Consider the following 18673-nt stretch of genomic DNA (forward strand, 5'->3'; position numbering starts at 1 on the left):
CACCGGCGTGCCGTTCGGGAGTCCCTCACGGACGGCACGCACAGCGGTGTGAGTTCGAATACCAGGTACGCGCCGACGAAGACCGCGCCTGGGTCGTCGAACGCCGCGGGCAGCGCCGCCGACATACCAGCGAGGCGAGCATCAGACCGAGCAGCACCAGGCGCGCGGAGGGCAGATCCGGGTCGAAGAAGTTGGTGAACCAGCTCGTGGAGGACCATCCCCACCAGACGGCCCGCAGGAGGACCGCGGTCTGGGCGACACCGGTCGAGTCCATCTGTCCCAGCAGGCCGTGGGAGAGCCGGGTGGCGGCAAAGACGTAGACGAGGTCGAAGAAGAGCTCGAGGTACGTCACGCTGCGAAGCTCGCTGTCATCCCGAAGCGGCACTCTCGCGGCAGTCCCTGGCATCGACCTCACTCTTCCGCGAAATGAGAACGTCAGAAGTGCCATCCAAAGCGAGATTCGGCCGCTCGCCATCCCCGAAGGACACACGGGCGAGAGCATCCGCGCTCTCGGAAACGCCCTGCCCGGCCACCGCCTGTTCCGCCGACGTATCCACCTGCCTTGTCCCAGACCAGAGGGGGCACGCCGAGCCGGCGGCGCCCGGCTACCGGCTCAAGACCGACGGGCTCAGAACCCGTCTACAGACAACTGGGACGCGGGGGCCCACTCGCCTACACAAGAGTGACTGCCTACACATCGCCGGGACGGGACGGGACACCTCCCAGCCCCCTCCGCGCCTTCGCCGGCACCGCCCTTCAGTGACAACCAACTCGATCAAGTGTCATGCGGCTCGAAAGGTCACAACAAGCCCCGCAGGACTCCAGCGCGCTGTCGCGCAGTCGCGATGTTCGAATAATGTTCGATACATTGCTGACAGATCAAGCCAAGTGGCCTGAATCGTGTCTCACGTGATCGGAGGTGGCCCGGATGTCCGGATCCGTCCACCTCCACACCGCCTCGGGCTACTCCGCCCGCTACGGCGCCGCCCTCCCCCACCACCTGGTGCGCCGCGCCGCCGACCGGGGCGTCACCGCGCTCGCGCTGACCGACCGGGACACCGTGGCCGGCACCGTCCGATTCGCCAAGGCCGCGAGCGCCGCCGGGGTCCGGCCGATCTTCGGGGTGGACGTCGCCGTGTCCCCCGCAGCTGTGGCCCCGGGCCCGGCAAGGCGTGAACGGACACCGGTGCGCGGCGGCGCGCACGTTGTGGAGGCGCGGTTTCGGGTGACGTTGCTGGCGCAGTCCGCGGCCGGGTGGGCGCATCTGTGCCGGATCGTCTCCGCCGCGCACGCCGCGCCCGTGGCGGGAGTGCCCGTGGTGGCGTGGCCGGTGCTGCAGGAGCACCTCGGCGACGGCCTGGTGGTGCTGCTCGGTCCCGCCTCGGAGCCGGTGCGGGCGCTCATGACGGGGCGCCCGGACGTGGCGGAGCAACTGCTCGCGCCCTGGCAGGTGGTGGCCGGTGCGGGGCTGCGCCTGGAGGCCGTCCATCTGGGACACACCGGGACCGGTCCGGGTTCGCTGCGGCTGGCCGGGCGGACGGTGCAGCTCGGCGACCGGTGCGGGGTTCCCGTCATCGTCTCCAACGCCGTCCGCTACGCCGATCCCGCCCAGCACCGCCTGGCCGACGTTCTGGACGCGGCTCGGCTGCTGCGCCCCATCGACCGCCGCGCCCTGGACGGCGGCGAGCGCTGGCTGAAGGCTCCGGCGGAGATGACCGCGGTCGCCGCGCGCATCGCGGAGGCCGCCGGGCACGGGCCCGAGCGGGCGGCGGCGCTGCTGGCCGAGACCGAGGAGACAGCGGCTTCCTGCGTCGTGGATCCGGTCCGCGACCTCGGCCTGGGCACGCAGCACTTCCCCGAGCCGCACGTGGTCGGCGCGGACCGGGAGCGGGGCGGGGCGATGCGGCTGCTGCGGCGGCGCTGCGAGGCGGGCATGGTCGCCCGCGGCCTGGACCGTGACGAGCGTGCCACTGGGCAGCTCGACCACGAACTCGATGTGATCGGCCGGCTCGGCTTCGAGGGCTACTTCCTCGCCGTCGCCCAAGTCGTCGCGGATGTGCGGGCGATGGGCATCCGGGTCGCCGCCCGCGGGTCCGGCGCCGGGTCGATGGTCAACCACAGCCTGTTCGTGGCGACGGCGAACCCGCTCGAACACCGGCTCCTGTTCGAACGTTTCCTGTCCGAGCGCAGGACGAAACTGCCGGATATCGATGTCGATGTGGAGTCCGCGCGACGCCTGGACGTATACGACCGGATCTTCGAGCGGTTCGGCTCCGAGCGGGTCGCGGTGACCGGCATGCCCGAGACCTACCGGGCCCGGCACGCGCTGCGCGACACCGGCCTCGCGCTGGGGCTGGCGCCGCAGACCGTCGACATGATCGCCAAGAGCTTCCCGCACATCCGGGCCTGTGACATCCGCTCCGCCCTCGCCGAGCTGCCCGAGCTTCGGCAACTCGCCGCGCGTGCGGCGGAGTACGGGCCGCTGTTCGAACTCGCGGAGGGCCTGGACGCGCTCGTACGGGGCTACGCCATGCACCCGTGCGGCGTGATCCTGTCCAACGTCACCCTGCTGGACCGGCTGCCGGTGCAGCCCACCCCCGGCGGCGACTACCCGATGGTGCAGGCCGACAAGGAAGACGTCGAGGACCTCGGCCTGCTCAAGCTCGACGTGCTCGGCGTGCGGATGCAGTCCGCGATGGCCCATGCCGTGCACGAGATCCGTCGCGCCACCGGCCGCCAGCTCGACCTCGACAACCCCGACCACGTCCCTCTCGATGACAACCGGACCTTCGAGATGATCCGCCGCTCGGACACGCTCGGCTGCTTCCAGATCGAGTCCCCCGGCCAGATGGACCTCGTGGGGCGGCTCCAGCCACGGCACATGCAGGACGTCATCGCCGACATCAGCCTCTTCCGGCCGGGCCCGGTCAAAGGCGGTATGCCCGCGCGGTTCATCGCGGCCCGGCACGGCGCGGAACCGTACTATCCGCACCCCGACCTGGTGCCGATCCTGGACGACACGAAGGGGGTGGTGATCTGGCACGAGCAGATCATCGCGATCTTCGCGAAGATGACCGGCTGCGACCGGGCCGCCGGTGACGTCGCCCGCCGTGCTCTGGCCGACCGGGAGCGTCTGCCCCGTGTCGAGGCCTGGTTCAGGGGTGCGGCAGCCGAGCGCGGCTACACCCCCGCGGTCGTCGACGAGGTCTGGAACGTCGTCAAGGAATTCGGCGCGTACGGGTTCTGCCGCGCGCACGCGGTCGCGTTCGCCGTCCCCGCCGTGCAGTCGGCGTGGCTCAAGGCCCACCATCCCGCCGCCCTGTACGCCGGGCTCCTCGAGCACGATCCGGGGATGTGGCCGATGCGCGTCATCGTCGCCGACGCCCGCCGCCACCACGTGCCCGTCCTGCCCGTCGACATCAGCCGCTCACGGCCCGAGCACCGGGTCGAGGCCACCGCCCACGGCTGGGGCGTGCGCCTCGCCCTGTCCACGGTGAAGGGCATGAGCGAGGCCGAGGCCGCCCGTATCGCCGCCCAGCAGCCCTACACGTCCTTGCAGGATCTCTGGCAGCGTGCGAGACCCTCGTTGCCGATCGCCGAACGGCTCATCCGGATCGGCGCGCTCGATGCCGTCAAGGGGAAGCTGACGCGCCGGGACCTCATGCTGCAGGCCGGCGAACTGCACCGGCACGCGCGCAACCGCACCACCGCCGACGGCCAGCTCGCCCTCGGCGGCGAACTCGTCACCTCCGAGCCCAGCGGACTGCGGGAACTCTCCGGCCGCGAGCGGATGAGCGCCGAACTCGACGTCCTCGCCATCGACGTCTCCCAGCACCTCATGGAGCACCATCACCGGCTGCTGCGTGAACTCGGCGCCACCGACGCCGCTCATCTGCGGCGTCTGCACCCGGGGCAGCAGGTCCTGGTCGCCGGAGTGCGCGCCTCCACGCAGACGCCGCCCATCCCGTCCGGGAAGCGGGTCATCTTCGTCACGCTCGAAGACGGGGCCGGTCTCGTCGACCTCGCCTTCTTCGAGGACTCGCACGAGGCGTGCGCCCACACCATCTTCCACTCCGGTCTCCTCCTGGTCCGCGGCACCGTGGAAGCCCGCGGTCCCCGCCGCACTGTCGTCGGCGACATGGTCTGGGACCTGGAGGCCGTCGCGGCCGCCCGCCGCGATCACGGCCCGCAGGCCGCCCTCGACCTCCTCGGACAGGACAGCACCGCGCCCACGCCGGCCGACCGGGCGACGCGCGGACGTGTCCTGGAGGACGGCACCGCCGGAGCGAGCATCGGCGCGTGGGCCGACCTGCAGCCCGCCGGCGGCCGCTCCGCCGACCTGCGCCGTCTGGGCTACCGCTCCCCCGGGAGTGCCGGATGAGCCTCCGCCCGGTCCCACGTGACGACGGTCTTCAGCCAGGCCCTCACCCGCCACCTCACCGGATCAGGCCGCCTCGTCGACGCTGTGCACCGGCCGGGGCGAGGGCGCGGACATGGGCCGCACGTCTTTCGGCGTACCCACACGGTCACCACGCAGTGTCTCCAGAGGAAGCACCGCCGGCAGCCTCTTCGTACGCCGCACTCGCGTGCCCCGCCGTTCCAGGAGGGCATCGGCGGCGTGCAGCGCCGCCACGACCTCGGCGGCCCCGGTCATGACGCACAGCGTGTACGCGCGGTCCTCGCGAGTCCGCGCCGTGGCGGCCGTCGGGAAACGCTCGTCCTCGATGACCGCCTCGGCGTAGCGGGTCAACGCCCCACGCAGGTCACGAGCTGTGGGCAGCAACATTCTGATCTCCTAGCACCGTCCGGCATCCCGGACCCCGAAGCCCTTCCTGACCTACCGTCTGCTCCGTCGGATACCGCTTCAAAGCAGGACTTTCGACCCTTTTCGCGGATGTCCGGTCGAGCGCCGCGGATGCGTGCGTCGTGGTGCGCAACCTCTCGGCTCCGCGTCACCCCGCGGGAGGCGTACGGTTGCCGACGGGGGAAATCCGGCTTATCCGTGAGCTATGCCGACCGATGAGCGATTGATCGCGACCCCACAGCGCACTGTCACGGCCATCTGCGCACTGCTCGAATACGGGCTGGCCCGGAACCACGAGGAAGCGCGCACCGTCCACGCCCAACTCGAGCACCTCCGCAAGGACTTCCCGCACTCCCCTGCCCTGCCGCTCTCCCTCGCCCTGCTGGGGCAGCTGCGCCAGGTCCTGCTCGTGCTGTGCATCCTGGCCGGGGAGGAGGACGGCCCGGGTGAGCGGGTCACCCGTTTCAGCCGCATGGCCGACACCGTCCGCGAACTGGCCATCTGACCCGCCCGCCGGTGTCCCGGCGAGCACTCCGATCCGGCGGGCAGTGATCAGCGACACATATGTACGTGCATGATCGCAGGAGTAGCCGACCGGTTCGGGGACACACAACACCAGGATGTGCTGCGGGGGCGGTCAATATCACTGGGGAGTGTCAGACCGCCCCCGCGCCGTTCCCTCTCGGGCGCGGGTCGCCGCCGTGGAGCCGCGCGGAGTGGAGGTCGGCGTCGGCACCGGGCGGGCAGTGACCCGCTCGCCCTTCAGGATGTCGTGGAGGGAGTGGGCGACATCGGCTCCGAAGGCCGTTCGACCCCGTGGGTTCGCGCAGCACCAGGCCGCGCTCCTCGTCGGTCATCGGCACGTCGCGGCCGGCGTAGAACGAGCCGTGAGGGGCTCAATGTCCACGGTGCCGCCACCTGGGGCCAGTTCTTCATCTACCAGGGCTTCAACGCGCACACCGGCTGGATGCACACGACGAGCGGTGTCGACAACATCGACGAGTTCGCCGAGACGATCGTGACGGCGGCCGACGGAACCCGCTCCTACCGCTACGGCGATGAACTGCGCCCCGTCACCACGAAGACGATCACCCTCTCCTTCCGTACCGAGGACGGCGGACAGGAGAAGCGGGACTTCACGACGTTCGCCACACATCAGGGACCCGTCGTGCGCGAAGCGCACGGCAAGTGGATCGCGTGCGCGCTGATGAACAAGCCCGTGGAGGCGCTCCAGCAGAGTTTCCTGCGCACGACGACGGGCAGCTACGCGGACTACCTCCGGGTGGCCGGCCTGAAGGCCAACAGTTCGAACAACACGCTCTTCGCGGACTCCAAAGGTGAGATCGCCTTCCTGATGCCGCAGTTCATGCCGAGGCGGGCCGGTCGTTTCGACTATCTCAAACCCGTCCACGGCAGTGATCCGGCGACCGACTGGCACGGGCTGCACAGCCTGGACAGCATGCCGCACGTCGTGAACCCGAAGAGCGGCTGGGCGTTCAACTCGAGCCGACGGCGCCCTGGCGCCCGGTGTACTTCTACCCGGCAGACCTCAAGGGCCACGTCGAGCGGAGGTACCGGCCGGGCGAGTGAACTGCCGCCACACGCAATGCCGTTGACAGGCACCGGGCACGGTGCGCGTGATGCGCGTTCACGTCACTGGGCGGCGTCGACCGATCGCTGCGCCGCATCGAGTTGGCGCTGCCGGCGGCGCAGGGACAGGGGAATCAGCAGGAACATGGCGGCGCCGCACAGCATCAGCGCGGCAGGTCCGTACGACCCGCTCGCGATGTTTTCGGATGCCATCAGCACCCACAGGGCGATCAACACGACGCGCATCCAGATGTACGGCCTGCTGTTCTGCTGCTCGACCGCCTTGCGCTGACGGTCCAGAACAGCCAGTACCGCGGGGCGCACTTCTGGTTCCAGGGGAGGACGCCCCCGCCCGGTCACCCGGCCTATGCGCATGAATTGCCCGGCACTGAGGCCGTAGCGTCGCGCCCGCTTTCCCTCCTGTCGCCAGATCACGGCAAGAAGAACCGTCACGCAGGCCAGCAGCGTCGCGCCCGTGACGAAGCCGGACACGATCCAGCTCTCCGAGTAACTCAGCAGCGCGCCGATCAGGAAACCCATGAACGCCGATGCCAGTACGGACACGAGCACCTGCCATGCCACCCAGCGCCGGTGCTCGTGCCTGTCCGCGTTCCACGCCGTACTCGTCACGTTGGACACCCCCGTTCGTCAGGCCTCCCGCTTACCCCGCGAGCGCGGCCCCATCCAACGGGCATGCCGTGGCGTTCAGGCCTGACCGAGCGTCGCCAGGGCCGCGAGCAGCCGGTCGACGTCCTCCGCATTGCTGTAGGGGGCGAGCCCTGCCCGCACGCCTCCTTCGACGCCCAGGCCCAGGCGGTCCGCGGCCTCCACCGCGTAGAAGGAACCGGCCGGCGCGTCGACGCCGTGCGTGGCCAAGTGCCGTGACACCTCGCCCGGTTGATGACCGGCCACGGTGAACAGCAGGATCGGCGAGGGCGAGGTCGGCCGGGCGTGCACGGTGACGCCGGCCAGGTTCGCGAGTCCGTGCTCCAGCCGCTTCGACAGCGCCTGTTCGTGCTGCGCCAGCGCGGCGAACGAGGCGATCAGCCGCTCCCGGCGGCTTCCCCGCGCGTCCGGGTCGAGTCCCGCGAGGAAGTCCACGGCGGCGTGCGCCCCGGCCAGCAACTCGTAAGGCAGAGTGCCCAGTTCGAAGCGCTCGGGCACCTTGTCGCTGGACGGCAGCAGCTTGTCCGGCCGCAAGGACTCCAGCACGTCGGCCCGGCCGGTCAGCACGCCCAGGTGCGGGCCGAGGAACTTGTACGGCGAACAGACGACGGTGTCGGCACCGAACGCCGCCAGGTCCACGACGGCGTGCGCGGCGTACCCCACGGCATCGACGTGGAACAGTGCGCCAGCCGAGTGGGCCAGGGCAGCGATCGCCGCCAGGTCCGGGCGCGCGCCGGTGAGGTTGGAGGCGCCGGTGACCGCGACGAGCCGGGTACGCGCGGACAGTTGCGCCTCGATGTGCTCGGGGCGCAACTCGCCCGTCGCCGGGTCGAAGTCGGCCCACCGCACGGTTGCCCCGACGGACTCGGCGGCCTGGATCCACGGCCGGATGTTGGAGTCGTGGTCGAGCCGGGTGACGACGACCTCGTCACCGGGGTGCCATGTCTTCGCCAGCATCCGGGACAGGTCGTAGGAGAGCTGTGTGGCGCTGCGGCCGAACACCACGGTGTCGGGCGTGGTGCCGAGCAGGTCGGCGAGCGCCTGCCGCGCACCGGTCACGATGCGCTCCGCGTTGCGCTCGCCCTCGGTGGTGTGGCCCCGGTTCGCCAGCGGTCCGGTCAGCGCCGCGACGATGGCGTCGATGACCGGCCGCGGGGTCTGGGTACCGCCCGGCGAGTCGAAGCGCGCGGAGCCGGCGGCGAGGGCGGGGATCTGTGCGCGGATCGCGGCGACATCGAAGGGCATGACTCAACTCCTGAGGCTGGGGACGCGTCGCGGCGCCCGACGGGTCGGGCGCCGCGGTCCTTGGGACGGGGCGGCATGTACGTCGTACGCCTGGGACGTACCCCGCGTCGCACCCGCGACTCCAGCCACGGGCCGGGCGCGTCACTCCCCCCGGCGGCTGAGCCGTCCGGGCCACCAGGCCTTCGGCCCGATGTCCCGCACCAGCGCGGGAACCAGCAGCGATCGTACGACCAGCGTGTCGAGCAGTACGCCGAACGCCACGATGAACGCGATCTGCACGAGGAACGCGAGCGGGATGACGCCGAGCGCGGCGAACGTCGCGGCCAGCACGACACCGGCCGACGTGATCACCCCGCCCGTGGCGACGAGCGCCTTGAGGATTCCGTCGCGGACACCGTGTTCCAGCGATTCCTCCCGGGCCCTGGACATCAGGAAGATGTTGTAGTCCACGCCGAGCGCGACGAGGAACACGAACCCGTACAACGGCACGGAGGCGTCGGTGCCGGTGAAGCCGAGGATGTGCTGGAAGACGAGCGAGGAAATGCCCAGTGTGGCAAGGAAGTTGAGGGCCACCGTCGCGACCAGCAGCAACGGCATGAGGAGGGAGCGGAGCAGTCCGACGAGGATGACCAGGATGATGAGCAGGACGACGGGAACGATCAGCGTGCGGTCGCGTTCCGCGGTGTTCTGGGTGTCGTACTGCTGCGCGGTGTAGCCACCGACCAGGGCGTCGGCTCCGGGGATGTCGTGCAGCGCGGAGCGGAGCCGGGAGACCGTCGCCTTGGCCGCGTCGCTGTCGGCGGGGTCCTTGAGCGTGACGTCGACGCGGACCTTGCCGTCCACGACGCGAGCCGGGCCGCCGCCGGGCCGTCCCTGTCCGGTCAGGGCCGCCGCGTCGGCCACGCCCCCGGTCGCCTTGGCCCGTTCGGTGACCTCCTGCTGATGCCGCGCGTCGGCGATGACCACGGCCGGGTTCCCGGAGCCGCCGGGGAAGTGCTCGGCCAGGGTCGCCTGCGCGGCGACCGACGGCGCGTCATTGACGAAGATCTCGTCGAGCGGCACGCCCTTGGAGTCCAGCGTGGGAGCGAAGGCCGCGCACACGAGCAGACCGCCCAGCGCGACGGCCCAGATCTTGCGAGGCGACTTCTTCACCGCGCACGCGATACGAGGCCACACCCCATCGCGGCCGCCCGCGGCACCGGCAGGGCGCGGACGCGCGGGCCAGTACGCGGCGTTGCCGAGCAGCACCAGCACAGCGGGTAGGAACGTGAGGGTGCTCAGCACGGCGCAGACGATGCCGATCGCGCCGACCGGGCCGAGCGCGCGGTTGTTGGTGAGGTCGCTCAGCAGGAGAGCGAGCAGGCCGAGGGCGACGGTGGCGGCACTGGCGACGATCGCGCCGGTGGACCGGCGCAGGGCTGCTCGCATCGCGGCGAACCGGTCTGTTCCGGAGGCGAGTTCCTCGCGGTAGCGGGCGGTCAGCAGCAGGGCGTAGTCGGTGGCCGCGCCGATCACGAGGATCGAGAGGATGCCCTGCACCTGCCCGTCGACGCGGACGACGTCGTGATCCGCGAGGACGTAGACGATCGCGCACGCGACACCCAGGGCGAACACCGCGCCGAGGATGATCACGAAGGGGAGCAGGACGCTGCGGTAGACGAGCAGCAGGATCACCAGGACCATGACCAGGGCGACCACGAGCAGCAGTCCGTCGATGCCCGCGAACGCGCCCGAGAGGTCCGCCTGGCTCGCGGCAGGTCCGGCGACGGCGACCGTGGTGCCCGTGGCGCCGGCCGCCGCCCGCTCGATGCGGTCGAGGGTGGGCGAGAGTTCGTCGCCGAGGTCGGGGCGGAGCTGGACGACTCCCTGCAGGGCCTTCCCGTCGTTCGAGGGCACCGCGGGCGACACCTGTCCGACCACTCCGGCGGTTCCTCGCAGTTGGGCGAGCGCGCGGGTGGCCTGGCCCCGCTGGCCGGCGTCGAGGGGGCCCTTGTCGTCGGCGGTCCATACGACGATGGCCGGCAGGGTCTCGTCCTCCTGGAAGGCGCGCTGGGCGTCGATCACGCGGGTCGACTCGGCGTTGCGCGGAAGGAACGCCGCTTGGTCGTTGGTCGCGACCTCTCCGAGCCGTCCGGCGTAGGGCCCCAGTGTGCCGCCCACGGCGAGCCAGACGATCAGCAGGACGAGGGGCACGAGCCAGCGGGTGCCTCGTGTGGTGCGGGACATGGTTCTCCCAGGGCAGACGGAAGCGGGCAGAGAAAGCGGTGCGGAGAAGGCAACTCTCTCAATGAAAAAGTATCTTAATGATTGAGTTAAAAGAGGAGCGGGTGCTGCTGACCCTCACTTCGCTTCTGTGAGTTCCTCGTTCAGGTCCTTCAGGAACCGCAGCACGACGGCCAGTTCGGGTTCGCTGTAGCCGTTCCGGACTCGGTCGGCCGCCTCCGCCAGGGGGCCGAAATACCGTCTGGCCCGTACCCGGGCACCCGGCACGTAGTGCAGATGAACGACTCTTCGGTCCGCGCTCTCGCGGACCCGGCTGATGTGACCCGCCCGCTCCAGCCGGTCCACACACGCGGTGACCGCGCCGGACGTGAGCCCCAGCCGCTGACGCAGCAGGCTCGGGGTGAGCGGGACCTCGGAATCCAAAATGGCGGCCAGGGCCTGCACGTCCGTGGGGTGCAGGCCCTGGCCGGCGGCGAAGCCGTGCACCAGGCGGTTCAGTTCACCGTTGAGACGACGCAGTTGGACGCCGAGGGCCTGCAGATCCGGGTGAGGTTCACGACTTTCCACCTGGACACCCTATCGACGCCGGCCGGGCGCCCCGGTCAGGCCTCGTTGGTCGCCAGCAGGCCGGTGCGGAGCTTGGCGACCACGCGGCTGATCAGCCGGGAGACGTGCATCTGCGAGCAGCCCAGCTCCTCGCCGATCTGCTTCTGCGTGCGCTCCTCGACGAAACGCAGGTGGATCAGGGTGCGGTCACGCTCGTCCAGGTCGGCGATGAGCGGCGCCAGGGCATGGAAGTTCTCGACGAGTTCGAAGCGGTCCTCGTCGATGCCGATGAAGTCGGCCAGCATCGTGTCGGACTCGTCGTCCTGGCCGCCCACGGCCGCGTCGAGGGAAACGGAGTTGTATCCGTTGGACGCCTTCTGCACCTCGGCGACCTCGCCCGCGTCGAGCTGCATCAGCTCGGCCAGCTCGGCCGTGGAAGGCATGCGGCCCAGCCGGGTGCGCAGCTCCTCGGTGGCCTTGGACAGTTCGATACGGGCTTCCTGCAGCCGGCGCGGCACGTGCACGGCCCAGGAGGTGTCCCGGAAGAACCGCTTGATCTCACCCGTGATGTAGGGGACCGCGAAGGAGGTGAACTCGACTTCACGGGTCAGTTCGAACCGGTCGATCGCCTTGATCAGGCCGATCGTGCCGACCTGGACGATGTCCTCCATCTCCTGCACACCGCGGTGCTTGAAGCGGGAGGCCGCGTACTTGACGAGCGAGAGGTTCATCTCGATGAGCGCGTTGCGCACGTACTGGTACTCGCGCGTGCCCTCCTCAAGACCTGTGAGGCGGTCGAAGAAGTGCCGGCCGACCTCGCGGGCGTCCCTCGGCGCGATGGAAGCGGGGTTTTCGTAGGCACGCTCCAGCAATTGCTGTACCTGCGTGTCCGCGTCCTGGTTCCGCTGCTGCTGCTGCGTCGCCACGGTGATCATGTACCCCGCCCCTTCGAACCGGCTTTCTTCCCTGCCTCGCCCGCTTACCCCGACACTCCGCCCGCACGCCTGCCAGTTTTCGAACCGTCGGACTGATCGCTCTCGGAGCCCGGCCCGGACTCGGACTCGGCGCCCTTCGACTCCTGTTCGGCCTCTGCCGACGCGGCCGCTCCGACGAGGTACTCGAAGGTGCCGGTGATGGTCAGCAGCCGGTCCAGCCGCGGGGAGCGCTCATCGATGTGCAGCGTCGCGTCGGCCTGGTCGAGCCGGCGGCGCAGCCCGAGGAGGGTGGACAGGCCCATCGAGTCGACACCGCTCAGACCGGCGCAGTCGAGGCGCAGGGCGCGGGTGTCGGGGTGATCTGCCAGGGCCTGGGTGGCGTACTTGAGGAAGTAGCCGCTGGTGTCGTAGTCGAGCGCTCCGTCGACCTGAAGGACGAGTACGCCGTCGCGTGACGCGGACGTGCTGAGGTTCAGTGCGGCGTAGGTGGTCATGCGGCCCGCCCCGGTCCGGGAACGGTCAGGGCCTTGCGGGCTCCGGTGAGGATTCCGGTGGCGCGCGGGAAGTCCTTCAGCTGGTGCAGCAGTGAGTCCAGTGCGGGCAGCAGGCTCTGCGGAGGGACACCTCTGGCATCGAGAATGCCCGCGGTCCAGGCGATGAACGTCGTGAACAGTTCGGCGTCGTCGACGTAGAGGGCGGTGACGAGGAAGGTGACGATGTGGTCGATGTCCTCGGCCGTGCGCTCCCGTTGCGGCTCGCTGTAGGAGCGCATCGGTGGGTAGGCGTCCTCGACATCGGCGAGCGTCTGCTTGACCAGTTGCCGTTTCGTCTGTCTGACCAGGGTGTACTCCTGGTCGGAGAGGTGCGGCAGATCCAGGTCGGGCAGACGGGCCGCGTCGACGGTGGGCCGCTCCAGGCCCTGCTCCAACAGCAGGTGCGCGCCGACGGCGTCCGGCGCCCAGGCCGCCTGCATCCGGTGGGCGTAGCGGCCCTGCCGGCCGAACGCGGCGCCCCCGGCCAGGACGGGCGTGCCGGTCGTCTGGCAGGAGCTGATCGCCGTGTGGGCGGTGGGCAGGTGGGAGGGGATCGAGGAGGAGAGCAGCACCGCGTCGGACGGACGCTGGTGGAGGTGGGCGATGAGGTGCTCGGTGGGCACCTGCGCTCCCAGGTAGTCGACGCTCCATCCCCGCAGGCGCAGGACTTCGGCGACCAGGCGGGCGGGCAGCGCGTGCCATTCGCCGTCCACGCACGCCACCGTCACGCGGCCCCGCGTCGGGCCGGCCAGGGAGGGCGCGGCCGCGTCGGCGACGGCGGAGACGCATCGCTCGTTGATCGCGGTCGCCGCGTGCTCCTGCGCGACGGTGATCCTGTTGGCCGCCCATTCGACGCCGATCCGCTCCTGCGCCGGGGCGATGAGTTCGAGGAGCACCCGCTCGGCGACCGCCGTGACCTGTGCGGGTTCGCCCTCGCCCACGGCGAACCGTACGAGCGCGACGGCGTGCGTGGCGTCGCAGTCGATCAGTGCTCGCCACAGTTGCTCGCGCAGATCGTCGTAGGTCAGCGCCGCGGGGGCGCCGGCGGTTGTCTCACCTGTTGTCATGCTGTGAACCTGCCCCGAGTATGTCCGTCCACCGCGGTGAGATGGTTGTTTCGCGGTGCGGTGATGGCCAGCACGGCCATGTCGTCGTGCGGGCCCCCGTCGACCCACTGCGAAGCGACCATCTGTACGTACTCGGTGACCGCTTCGGCCGGCAGGCCCGCGCACCGGGCCAGCGTGTTGCGCAGCCGCTGCTCACCGAACATGACGTCGCCGAGCGGGCCGCCGTGCGCCTCGGTGATGCCGTCGGAGTACAGCAGGCAGGTCTCCCCCGGCGCGAGTTCCACCGTCGCCGTGGTGACCTTGACCATCTCCGTGGGCAGGGCGCCGATCAGCATGCCCTGCGTATCGGCTTCCTCGACCCGGCCGTCGCTGCGCACGATGAGCGGGGTGGGATGACCGGCGCTGGACACCCGCAGCCGCACGCGACTGCCCTCGCGCTGCACCGAGGCCAGGGCCAGCGTCGCGAACCGTGTGTGGTGCGAGGTGAGAAGCGCGTTGTTCAGCAGCGTGAGCACCCGGTGGTGGTCGGCCGCGAAGGGCAGCAGCGCCTCGATCGTGTTGCGGATCTTTCCCGTGAGCACGGCTGCCTCAAGGCCCTTGCCGCACACGTCACCCAGGACCGCGAACGTCTCCGCCTCGTCGCTGTCGGCGGGGTAGACGTCGTAGAAGTCACCGCCGATCCGTTCGCTGGCGGCGGCCGCGCGGTAACGGCCGGAGAAGTCGACGCCGCGTACGCCCTGCAGCACCGGCGGCAGCAGCTCCCGCATCAGTACGTCGGTGATGTGCGTCTGCTCGGCGTATATCCGGGCGGCCGACAGGGCGGCACCGGCGCGGGCCGCGAACAGCCGGGCGAAGGCCTCCTCGGCCTCGGTGAACGCCGCCTCCTCGCTCTGCCGCATCATCACGATCGCGCCGGCGGGCAGGCCGTGCCCGGGCAGCGGGACCACCACGACCGAGCCGATCCGTCCGCCGCCGGCCGTGAACTGCGCCGGGATCGCCCACGCGGGGACCTGGGCCGGGTCGATCCAGCGCGAGGGCACCGGCGGGAAACCCAGCAGCGCCTCCGACAGGCCGGGCAGGTCGCCGGGGTCCAGCGAGATCTTCTCCTGCACCACCTCACCCCCGGTCGTACAACGGGTGACCGGGTACGTGCGGCCGGCGCGGACGCCGACGATGACCGCCGCGTCCGCGAGATGCTGCGCAGCCATGCGGGCGGTGACCTCCATGCAGCGGTCCGCGTTCAGCGATGCGAGAAGCTCGCTGGAGACCTCCTGCAGAACCCGCGAGCGGGTCCGCTCGCTCTCCAACTGATCGCGGGCGAACCGCAGATCACCGTCGTCGACCAGCCACCAGGACACCGCACCGTCGGCCCCGCGGCTGGGAAAGGCGTCCACCGTCCGCTCGTCGACGCGGCCCCACGCCACCGGCAGACCGGGGTCCTCGCTCTTGAGTACCTCGGCGTGGGCCTCGGCCAGCCAGGCAGGCGCTGTGTCCACCAACAGCGCACCGGCGCGCAGGCCTTCGAGAAGCGCGTTCGCCTGGTCGTTACAGGACAGGACGCGGCCCGCTTCGTCCACGGTGACTGTCGGATACGGGTCGCGCGGGCCGACAGCGGTAGCCGCGTCGACACCTCGGGAGCTCATCGGCTCCGTGGGGGAAACCATCACGTGGGACCCGCGTACTGCGGATCCCCACCACCCTTCGCTGGGGAATCTCAGGACAGCAACCGTCGCTGACGGGAGCGGAGTTGTCCCGCTCCGGTTTCAGCGTGCACGATTACAGTTTCCATAGGGCAACAGTTGCACGGCTGAGGGTGCCTGGCAACCACCACCCCGGGCGCTTCGCCCCGGCGCCCGCGAAGATTCCGGCTCAGGCCCGGGTTTCGCGCCCGAACCAGTCCAAACACACGACGAGGGCGTCATCGTCGGCGACGGCGTTCAGGTGGTCCGCCAGCTCCTGCAGGATCGCGCGGGGCACCGCCGACGCCGGCAGGAGGCTCGCTGCCTGGATCGCCCGCGCGAGCATCCGCTCGCCGTATTCCTCGCCCGTCTCGGACAGTGCCGCGTAGACGCCGTCACTGACGAACAGCAGACGGTCGCCCGGCCGCACCTGGAACTCCTGAGCGACGTATTGGGACTCCTCGAACATGCCGAGAGGAAGTTGCGCCTCGAAGGGGATGTGCTCCACTGTCATGCCGCGCTGGCGCCACAGTTGGGGCGAGCCCGCGTCCACCGCCCGCACACGGCCCGTCTCCAGCTCGAAGGAGAGCAGCAGGGTCGAGACGTACTCCTCGCCCCGGTGCTGCGCGTAGAGCGCCTGGTCGGCGAGGGCCGCCTGATCGGCGATGCCGATTCCGGCCCTCCGGGCGTTGCGCAGGGCGTTGACGGCGAGGTTGGTCAGGAGCGCGGCTTCGATCCCCTCCCCCATCCCGTTCGTGATGGTGAGGGTGAGCGTCTCGCTGGTCACGGCCCAGTCGAAGTTGTCGCCGTGGATGGCGTACGCGGGCTCCAGCTGTGCGCCGATCGCGTATTCCGTGCGGGTGCAGGCCCGCCCCGGCAGCAGCTGCCACTGCATCTCGGCCGCCAGGGTGAGGCGGCTGGCCCTGCGCGCCTGCAGATAGACGTCGGTGTCCCGGTCGGCGACGACGATCTCGCGGCCGAGGATCTCCGCGAGGGCGGTCAGCTCCGCCACCTCCTCCGGCGTGCATCTCTCCTCCGGAACCCGCACGGTGAGGATGCCGAGCCGGTCGCCGCGGACGGTCACCGGCAGGAAGAGATCCACCGCTCCCCCGCCGCTGACGGCATGACTGAGTGGGTCCTGGCTGGCGAAGGCCCGGCCTGCCGGGGTGCCGTTGACGGACAGCGGTTCGGAGGTGTGCGGCAACTCCGTCACCGGCTGCAGGACGGTGAGACCGTAGTCGGCCATCAACAGTTCGACACTCAGGGCGTCGTAGTGCTCGACCAGCGTCGCGCGCACCGCATCCAGGAGTTCGAAGGGCGCGGCAGTGCGGACGGCGTGTTCCGCGGCCAGGAAGTTCTTCACGACAGCCTTCTTCAATGGGTCGAGCCGGCTGCCGAGCAGGAGGCGAGAGCGGGCGCCAGACGCCGCCGAACCGCACCTACGAGCCGAACGGGACGTCACAGCACCAAAAAAAATTGCCATCAGGCAACTATCGAACGATTCTATCCCGCGCCGATCCGCCGGAAGGGCCCTGACTCCAGCCGGTCAGGCGATGGCTTCCGAGGGACCTTCCGCTCCGCCCCGGGCAGCGCCCGGGCCGATGTGCGCGGCGGCGGCATCCTGGAACTGCTCAAGCCCCTCGGCCAACGTGCGCAGATGCGCCGGTGACATGCTCTGCAGCACTGCCTCGATCTCGCGTGCGCGAGAGGCCCGGAAGTCATCGAGAACGGCGGATCCGCGACGGCTCAGCCGCAGATCCACCTCTCGGCGACTGGTGGTGCTGGCCAGCCGTTCCACCAGGCCCGCGGCCTCCAGCCGGTCGCACAGGCGGCTCACCGAGGACGGGCGCGATCCGAGCGCCTCGCCCAGGGCCCGCTGATTGACCCGCTGCTGGTCCTCGATCACCGTCAACGCCCGGAACTGCGACGGCGGGAGCGGCCCGGTCGACGCGGCTTCCTGGCCGCGTCCCCACAGCACCTCGAGCAGTTCCGACACATGGCACGCGACCTGGGCCACGTGCTCAGGGGTGCGGGAGGGCAGACTCCGCGGCATCCCAGCACCCTCCCGTCCGAAAGTGGGGGTCGACAATGGACGAGCCTACCGCCCATCGCGGCCTTACCGCGTGGGCCCGGTGTGCTCCGCCCGCATCACGCCGGCCCCTTCCGCCGTGCCCTGGCGGCGGCCTCGGCCTTCAGCAGTTCCTCGCACCAGCGGCAGCCGTCCGCGTCGCGCCCGCCCCGGCCGGGGGTGTCGAGCCAGTAGCCGCCGGTCAGTTCGGCCCGTACGCCGCTGACGTACTCATCGTGTTCACTCCGATCATTCATGTCGGAAACGGTCATCAATGATCCGTTCCGATACGCAAGCAGATACAGAAAGAACAAGCGGATGATCGGCAGCGTACGAGGTCGTCGATACCGGATCAGTCGACCAGCAGGACGAGCTTCCCCCGTACGTGACCGCTCTCGCCGGCGCGATGCGCCTCCGCGACCTCGGCGAGGGGGAAGGCCCGCGCGACCGGCAGCCAGAAGCGGCCCGCCTCGATCAACTCACCGATCCCGGCGAGCGCGTGGAGCGCGCGGCCGCTGTCCCCACGGCTGAACAGCACCCCGTGCTCCCGCGCACCCGCGAAGTCGGCGATCGTCACGACGTGCTCCGGACCGCCGGCGAGGTTGATGAGCTCGGGCAGGACACCGCTGCCCGCGACGTCGAGCGCCACGTCGACACCCTCGGGCGCGAGCGCGCGAACCCGCTCGACGAGACCTTCGCCGTACGCGACCGGCTCGGCCTTGAGGGATCGGAGGTACTCGTGGTTGGCCGGGCTCGCGGTGCCGATCACGCGTGCGCCGCGCGCCACGGCGAGCTGGACCGCGGCGCTGCCGACGCTGCCGGAGGCGCCGTTGACGAGCAGCGTGCCGCCCTCCCCGACACCGAGCTGGTCGAGCGCGCGCGTGGCCGTCTCGATGGCCGCGGGCAGCGCGGCGGCGCCGGAGAAGTCGAGCGACGGCGGGACCGGCGCGTAGTGGGACAGCACCGCCAGTTCGGCCTGGGACGCGGGCTCGGCGGAGAAGCCGAACACGCGGTCGCCGACCGCCACATCCGTCACGCCCTCGCCGAGCTCGTCGACGACGCCCGCCGCCTCGTGGCCCATGGTCTGCGGGAGGTCCTCGTCCATCAGGCCCTGGCGCTTCTTCCAGTCGCTCGGGTTGACGCCTGCCGCGCGCACCGCGATCCGGATCTGTCCCGGCCCCGGATGCGGTGCGGGGAGATCCACGATCTCGAGGACCTCCGGGCCCCCGAACCGGCTGAAGCGGACCGCCTTCATCGTGCACTCCGATCTCGACCCCGAGGTGGCGCGTCCACCGCGGGCCTCGAACACCGTATGTC

The 18673-nt window shown here is 70.5% G+C and carries 16 protein-coding genes; 3 read left to right on the forward strand and 13 right to left on the reverse strand.

Features of this window, described 5'->3' with window-relative positions:
* Nucleotides 1–25: 25 nt before the first annotated feature.
* Complete coding sequence (locus AB0J02_RS37440) at nt 26–352, reverse strand: low temperature requirement protein A (RefSeq protein WP_363198334.1); 327 nt, start codon at nt 350–352, stop codon at nt 26–28.
* A gap of 576 nt (nt 353–928) precedes the next feature.
* On the opposite strand from AB0J02_RS37440, the gene dnaE reads away from it, so the two are divergent.
* Nucleotides 929–4381: a DNA polymerase III subunit alpha gene (gene dnaE, locus AB0J02_RS37445; protein WP_363198335.1), complete on the forward strand. Its 3453-nt coding sequence runs from the start codon at nt 929–931 to the stop codon at nt 4379–4381.
* Between the two features lie 63 nt (nt 4382–4444).
* On the opposite strand, the gene AB0J02_RS37450 is transcribed toward dnaE, so the two are convergent.
* Complete coding sequence (locus AB0J02_RS37450; protein WP_363198336.1) at nt 4445–4786, reverse strand: DUF5133 domain-containing protein; 342 nt, start codon at nt 4784–4786, stop codon at nt 4445–4447.
* Nucleotides 4787–5009: 223 nt separating this feature from the next.
* Between AB0J02_RS37450 and AB0J02_RS37455 the strand changes: the two genes are divergently transcribed.
* Both AB0J02_RS37455 and AB0J02_RS37460 read left to right on the forward strand, forming a co-directional pair.
* The gene (locus AB0J02_RS37455; protein ID WP_363198337.1) at nt 5010–5309 is read left to right on the forward strand and encodes a hypothetical protein; all 300 of its coding nucleotides are present in this window, start codon (nt 5010–5012) and stop codon (nt 5307–5309) included.
* A gap of 276 nt (nt 5310–5585) precedes the next feature.
* Nucleotides 5586–6686, forward strand: a complete 1101-nt coding sequence (locus tag AB0J02_RS37460; RefSeq protein ID WP_363198338.1) for a penicillin acylase family protein — start codon at nt 5586–5588, stop codon at nt 6684–6686.
* A 413-nt stretch (nt 6687–7099) separates the two neighbouring features.
* Here the strand turns inward: AB0J02_RS37460 and AB0J02_RS37465 are convergent, their stop codons facing one another.
* From AB0J02_RS37465 to AB0J02_RS37515, 11 genes are all read right to left on the reverse strand, one after another.
* The gene (locus AB0J02_RS37465) at nt 7100–8305 is read right to left on the reverse strand and encodes a cysteine desulfurase-like protein (protein ID WP_363198339.1); all 1206 of its coding nucleotides are present in this window, start codon (nt 8303–8305) and stop codon (nt 7100–7102) included.
* Between the two features lie 141 nt (nt 8306–8446).
* Complete coding sequence (locus AB0J02_RS37470) at nt 8447–10531, reverse strand: MMPL family transporter (protein ID WP_363198340.1); 2085 nt, start codon at nt 10529–10531, stop codon at nt 8447–8449.
* Between the two features lie 114 nt (nt 10532–10645).
* Complete coding sequence (locus tag AB0J02_RS37475; RefSeq protein ID WP_363198341.1) at nt 10646–11095, reverse strand: helix-turn-helix domain-containing protein; 450 nt, start codon at nt 11093–11095, stop codon at nt 10646–10648.
* Nucleotides 11096–11130: 35 nt separating this feature from the next.
* Nucleotides 11131–12009 carry a SigB/SigF/SigG family RNA polymerase sigma factor gene (locus AB0J02_RS37480; RefSeq protein WP_363198342.1) on the reverse strand — a complete coding sequence of 293 codons (879 nt, stop codon included), beginning with the start codon at nt 12007–12009 and terminating at the stop codon, nt 11131–11133.
* A 44-nt stretch (nt 12010–12053) separates the two neighbouring features.
* A complete protein-coding gene (locus AB0J02_RS37485; RefSeq protein WP_363198343.1) occupies nt 12054–12503 on the reverse strand; it encodes an STAS domain-containing protein in 450 nt (149 codons plus the stop codon).
* Nucleotides 12500–13609, reverse strand: a complete 1110-nt coding sequence (locus tag AB0J02_RS37490; protein WP_363198344.1) for a cobalamin-dependent protein — start codon at nt 13607–13609, stop codon at nt 12500–12502. The genes AB0J02_RS37485 and AB0J02_RS37490 overlap by 4 nt, the downstream gene beginning before the upstream one ends.
* A complete protein-coding gene (locus tag AB0J02_RS37495) occupies nt 13606–15252 on the reverse strand; it encodes a PP2C family protein-serine/threonine phosphatase (RefSeq protein ID WP_363198345.1) in 1647 nt (548 codons plus the stop codon). Before AB0J02_RS37495 ends, AB0J02_RS37490 begins: the two co-directional genes overlap by 4 nt.
* Nucleotides 15253–15478: 226 nt before the next feature.
* Nucleotides 15479–16651, reverse strand: coding sequence for a PP2C family protein-serine/threonine phosphatase (locus tag AB0J02_RS37500; RefSeq protein WP_363198346.1), 1173 nt, complete (start codon nt 16649–16651; stop codon nt 15479–15481).
* Nucleotides 16652–16834: 183 nt separating this feature from the next.
* The gene (locus AB0J02_RS37505; RefSeq protein WP_363198347.1) at nt 16835–17341 is read right to left on the reverse strand and encodes a MarR family transcriptional regulator; all 507 of its coding nucleotides are present in this window, start codon (nt 17339–17341) and stop codon (nt 16835–16837) included.
* A gap of 95 nt (nt 17342–17436) precedes the next feature.
* On the reverse strand, nt 17437–17613 hold the full coding sequence (locus AB0J02_RS37510) for a hypothetical protein (RefSeq protein ID WP_363198348.1): 177 nt from the start codon (nt 17611–17613) through the stop codon (nt 17437–17439).
* Nucleotides 17614–17708: 95 nt separating this feature from the next.
* Nucleotides 17709–18611 (reverse strand): NADP-dependent oxidoreductase, encoded by a 903-nt coding sequence (locus AB0J02_RS37515; RefSeq protein WP_363198349.1) that lies wholly within the window; start codon nt 18609–18611, stop codon nt 17709–17711.
* Between the last annotated feature and the right edge of the window lie 62 nt (nt 18612–18673).

The organism is Streptomyces sp. NPDC050264 (assembly GCF_040655895.1).
Taxonomy (GTDB): domain Bacteria; phylum Actinomycetota; class Actinomycetes; order Streptomycetales; family Streptomycetaceae; genus Streptomyces.

What these genes read in the sequence shown, in the direction of transcription:
- dnaE (WP_363198335.1), top strand. Translation starts at nt 929, where the DNA reads ATGTCCGGATCCGTCCACCTCCACACCGCCTCGGGCTACTCCGCCCGC.
- AB0J02_RS37450 (WP_363198336.1), bottom strand. Translation starts at nt 4,786, where the DNA reads ATGTTGCTGCCCACAGCTCGTGACCTGCGTGGGGCGTTGACCCGCTAC.
- AB0J02_RS37455 (WP_363198337.1), top strand. Translation starts at nt 5,010, where the DNA reads ATGCCGACCGATGAGCGATTGATCGCGACCCCACAGCGCACTGTCACG.
- AB0J02_RS37465 (WP_363198339.1), bottom strand. Translation starts at nt 8,305, where the DNA reads ATGCCCTTCGATGTCGCCGCGATCCGCGCACAGATCCCCGCCCTCGCC.
- AB0J02_RS37470 (WP_363198340.1), bottom strand. Translation starts at nt 10,531, where the DNA reads ATGTCCCGCACCACACGAGGCACCCGCTGGCTCGTGCCCCTCGTCCTG.
- AB0J02_RS37480 (WP_363198342.1), bottom strand. Translation starts at nt 12,009, where the DNA reads ATGATCACCGTGGCGACGCAGCAGCAGCAGCGGAACCAGGACGCGGAC.
- AB0J02_RS37485 (WP_363198343.1), bottom strand. Translation starts at nt 12,503, where the DNA reads ATGACCACCTACGCCGCACTGAACCTCAGCACGTCCGCGTCACGCGAC.
- AB0J02_RS37490 (WP_363198344.1), bottom strand. Translation starts at nt 13,609, where the DNA reads ATGACAACAGGTGAGACAACCGCCGGCGCCCCCGCGGCGCTGACCTAC.
- AB0J02_RS37495 (WP_363198345.1), bottom strand. Translation starts at nt 15,252, where the DNA reads ATGAGCTCCCGAGGTGTCGACGCGGCTACCGCTGTCGGCCCGCGCGAC.
- AB0J02_RS37505 (WP_363198347.1), bottom strand. Translation starts at nt 17,341, where the DNA reads ATGCCGCGGAGTCTGCCCTCCCGCACCCCTGAGCACGTGGCCCAGGTC.
- AB0J02_RS37510 (WP_363198348.1), bottom strand. Translation starts at nt 17,613, where the DNA reads ATGAATGATCGGAGTGAACACGATGAGTACGTCAGCGGCGTACGGGCC.
- AB0J02_RS37515 (WP_363198349.1), bottom strand. Translation starts at nt 18,611, where the DNA reads ATGAAGGCGGTCCGCTTCAGCCGGTTCGGGGGCCCGGAGGTCCTCGAG.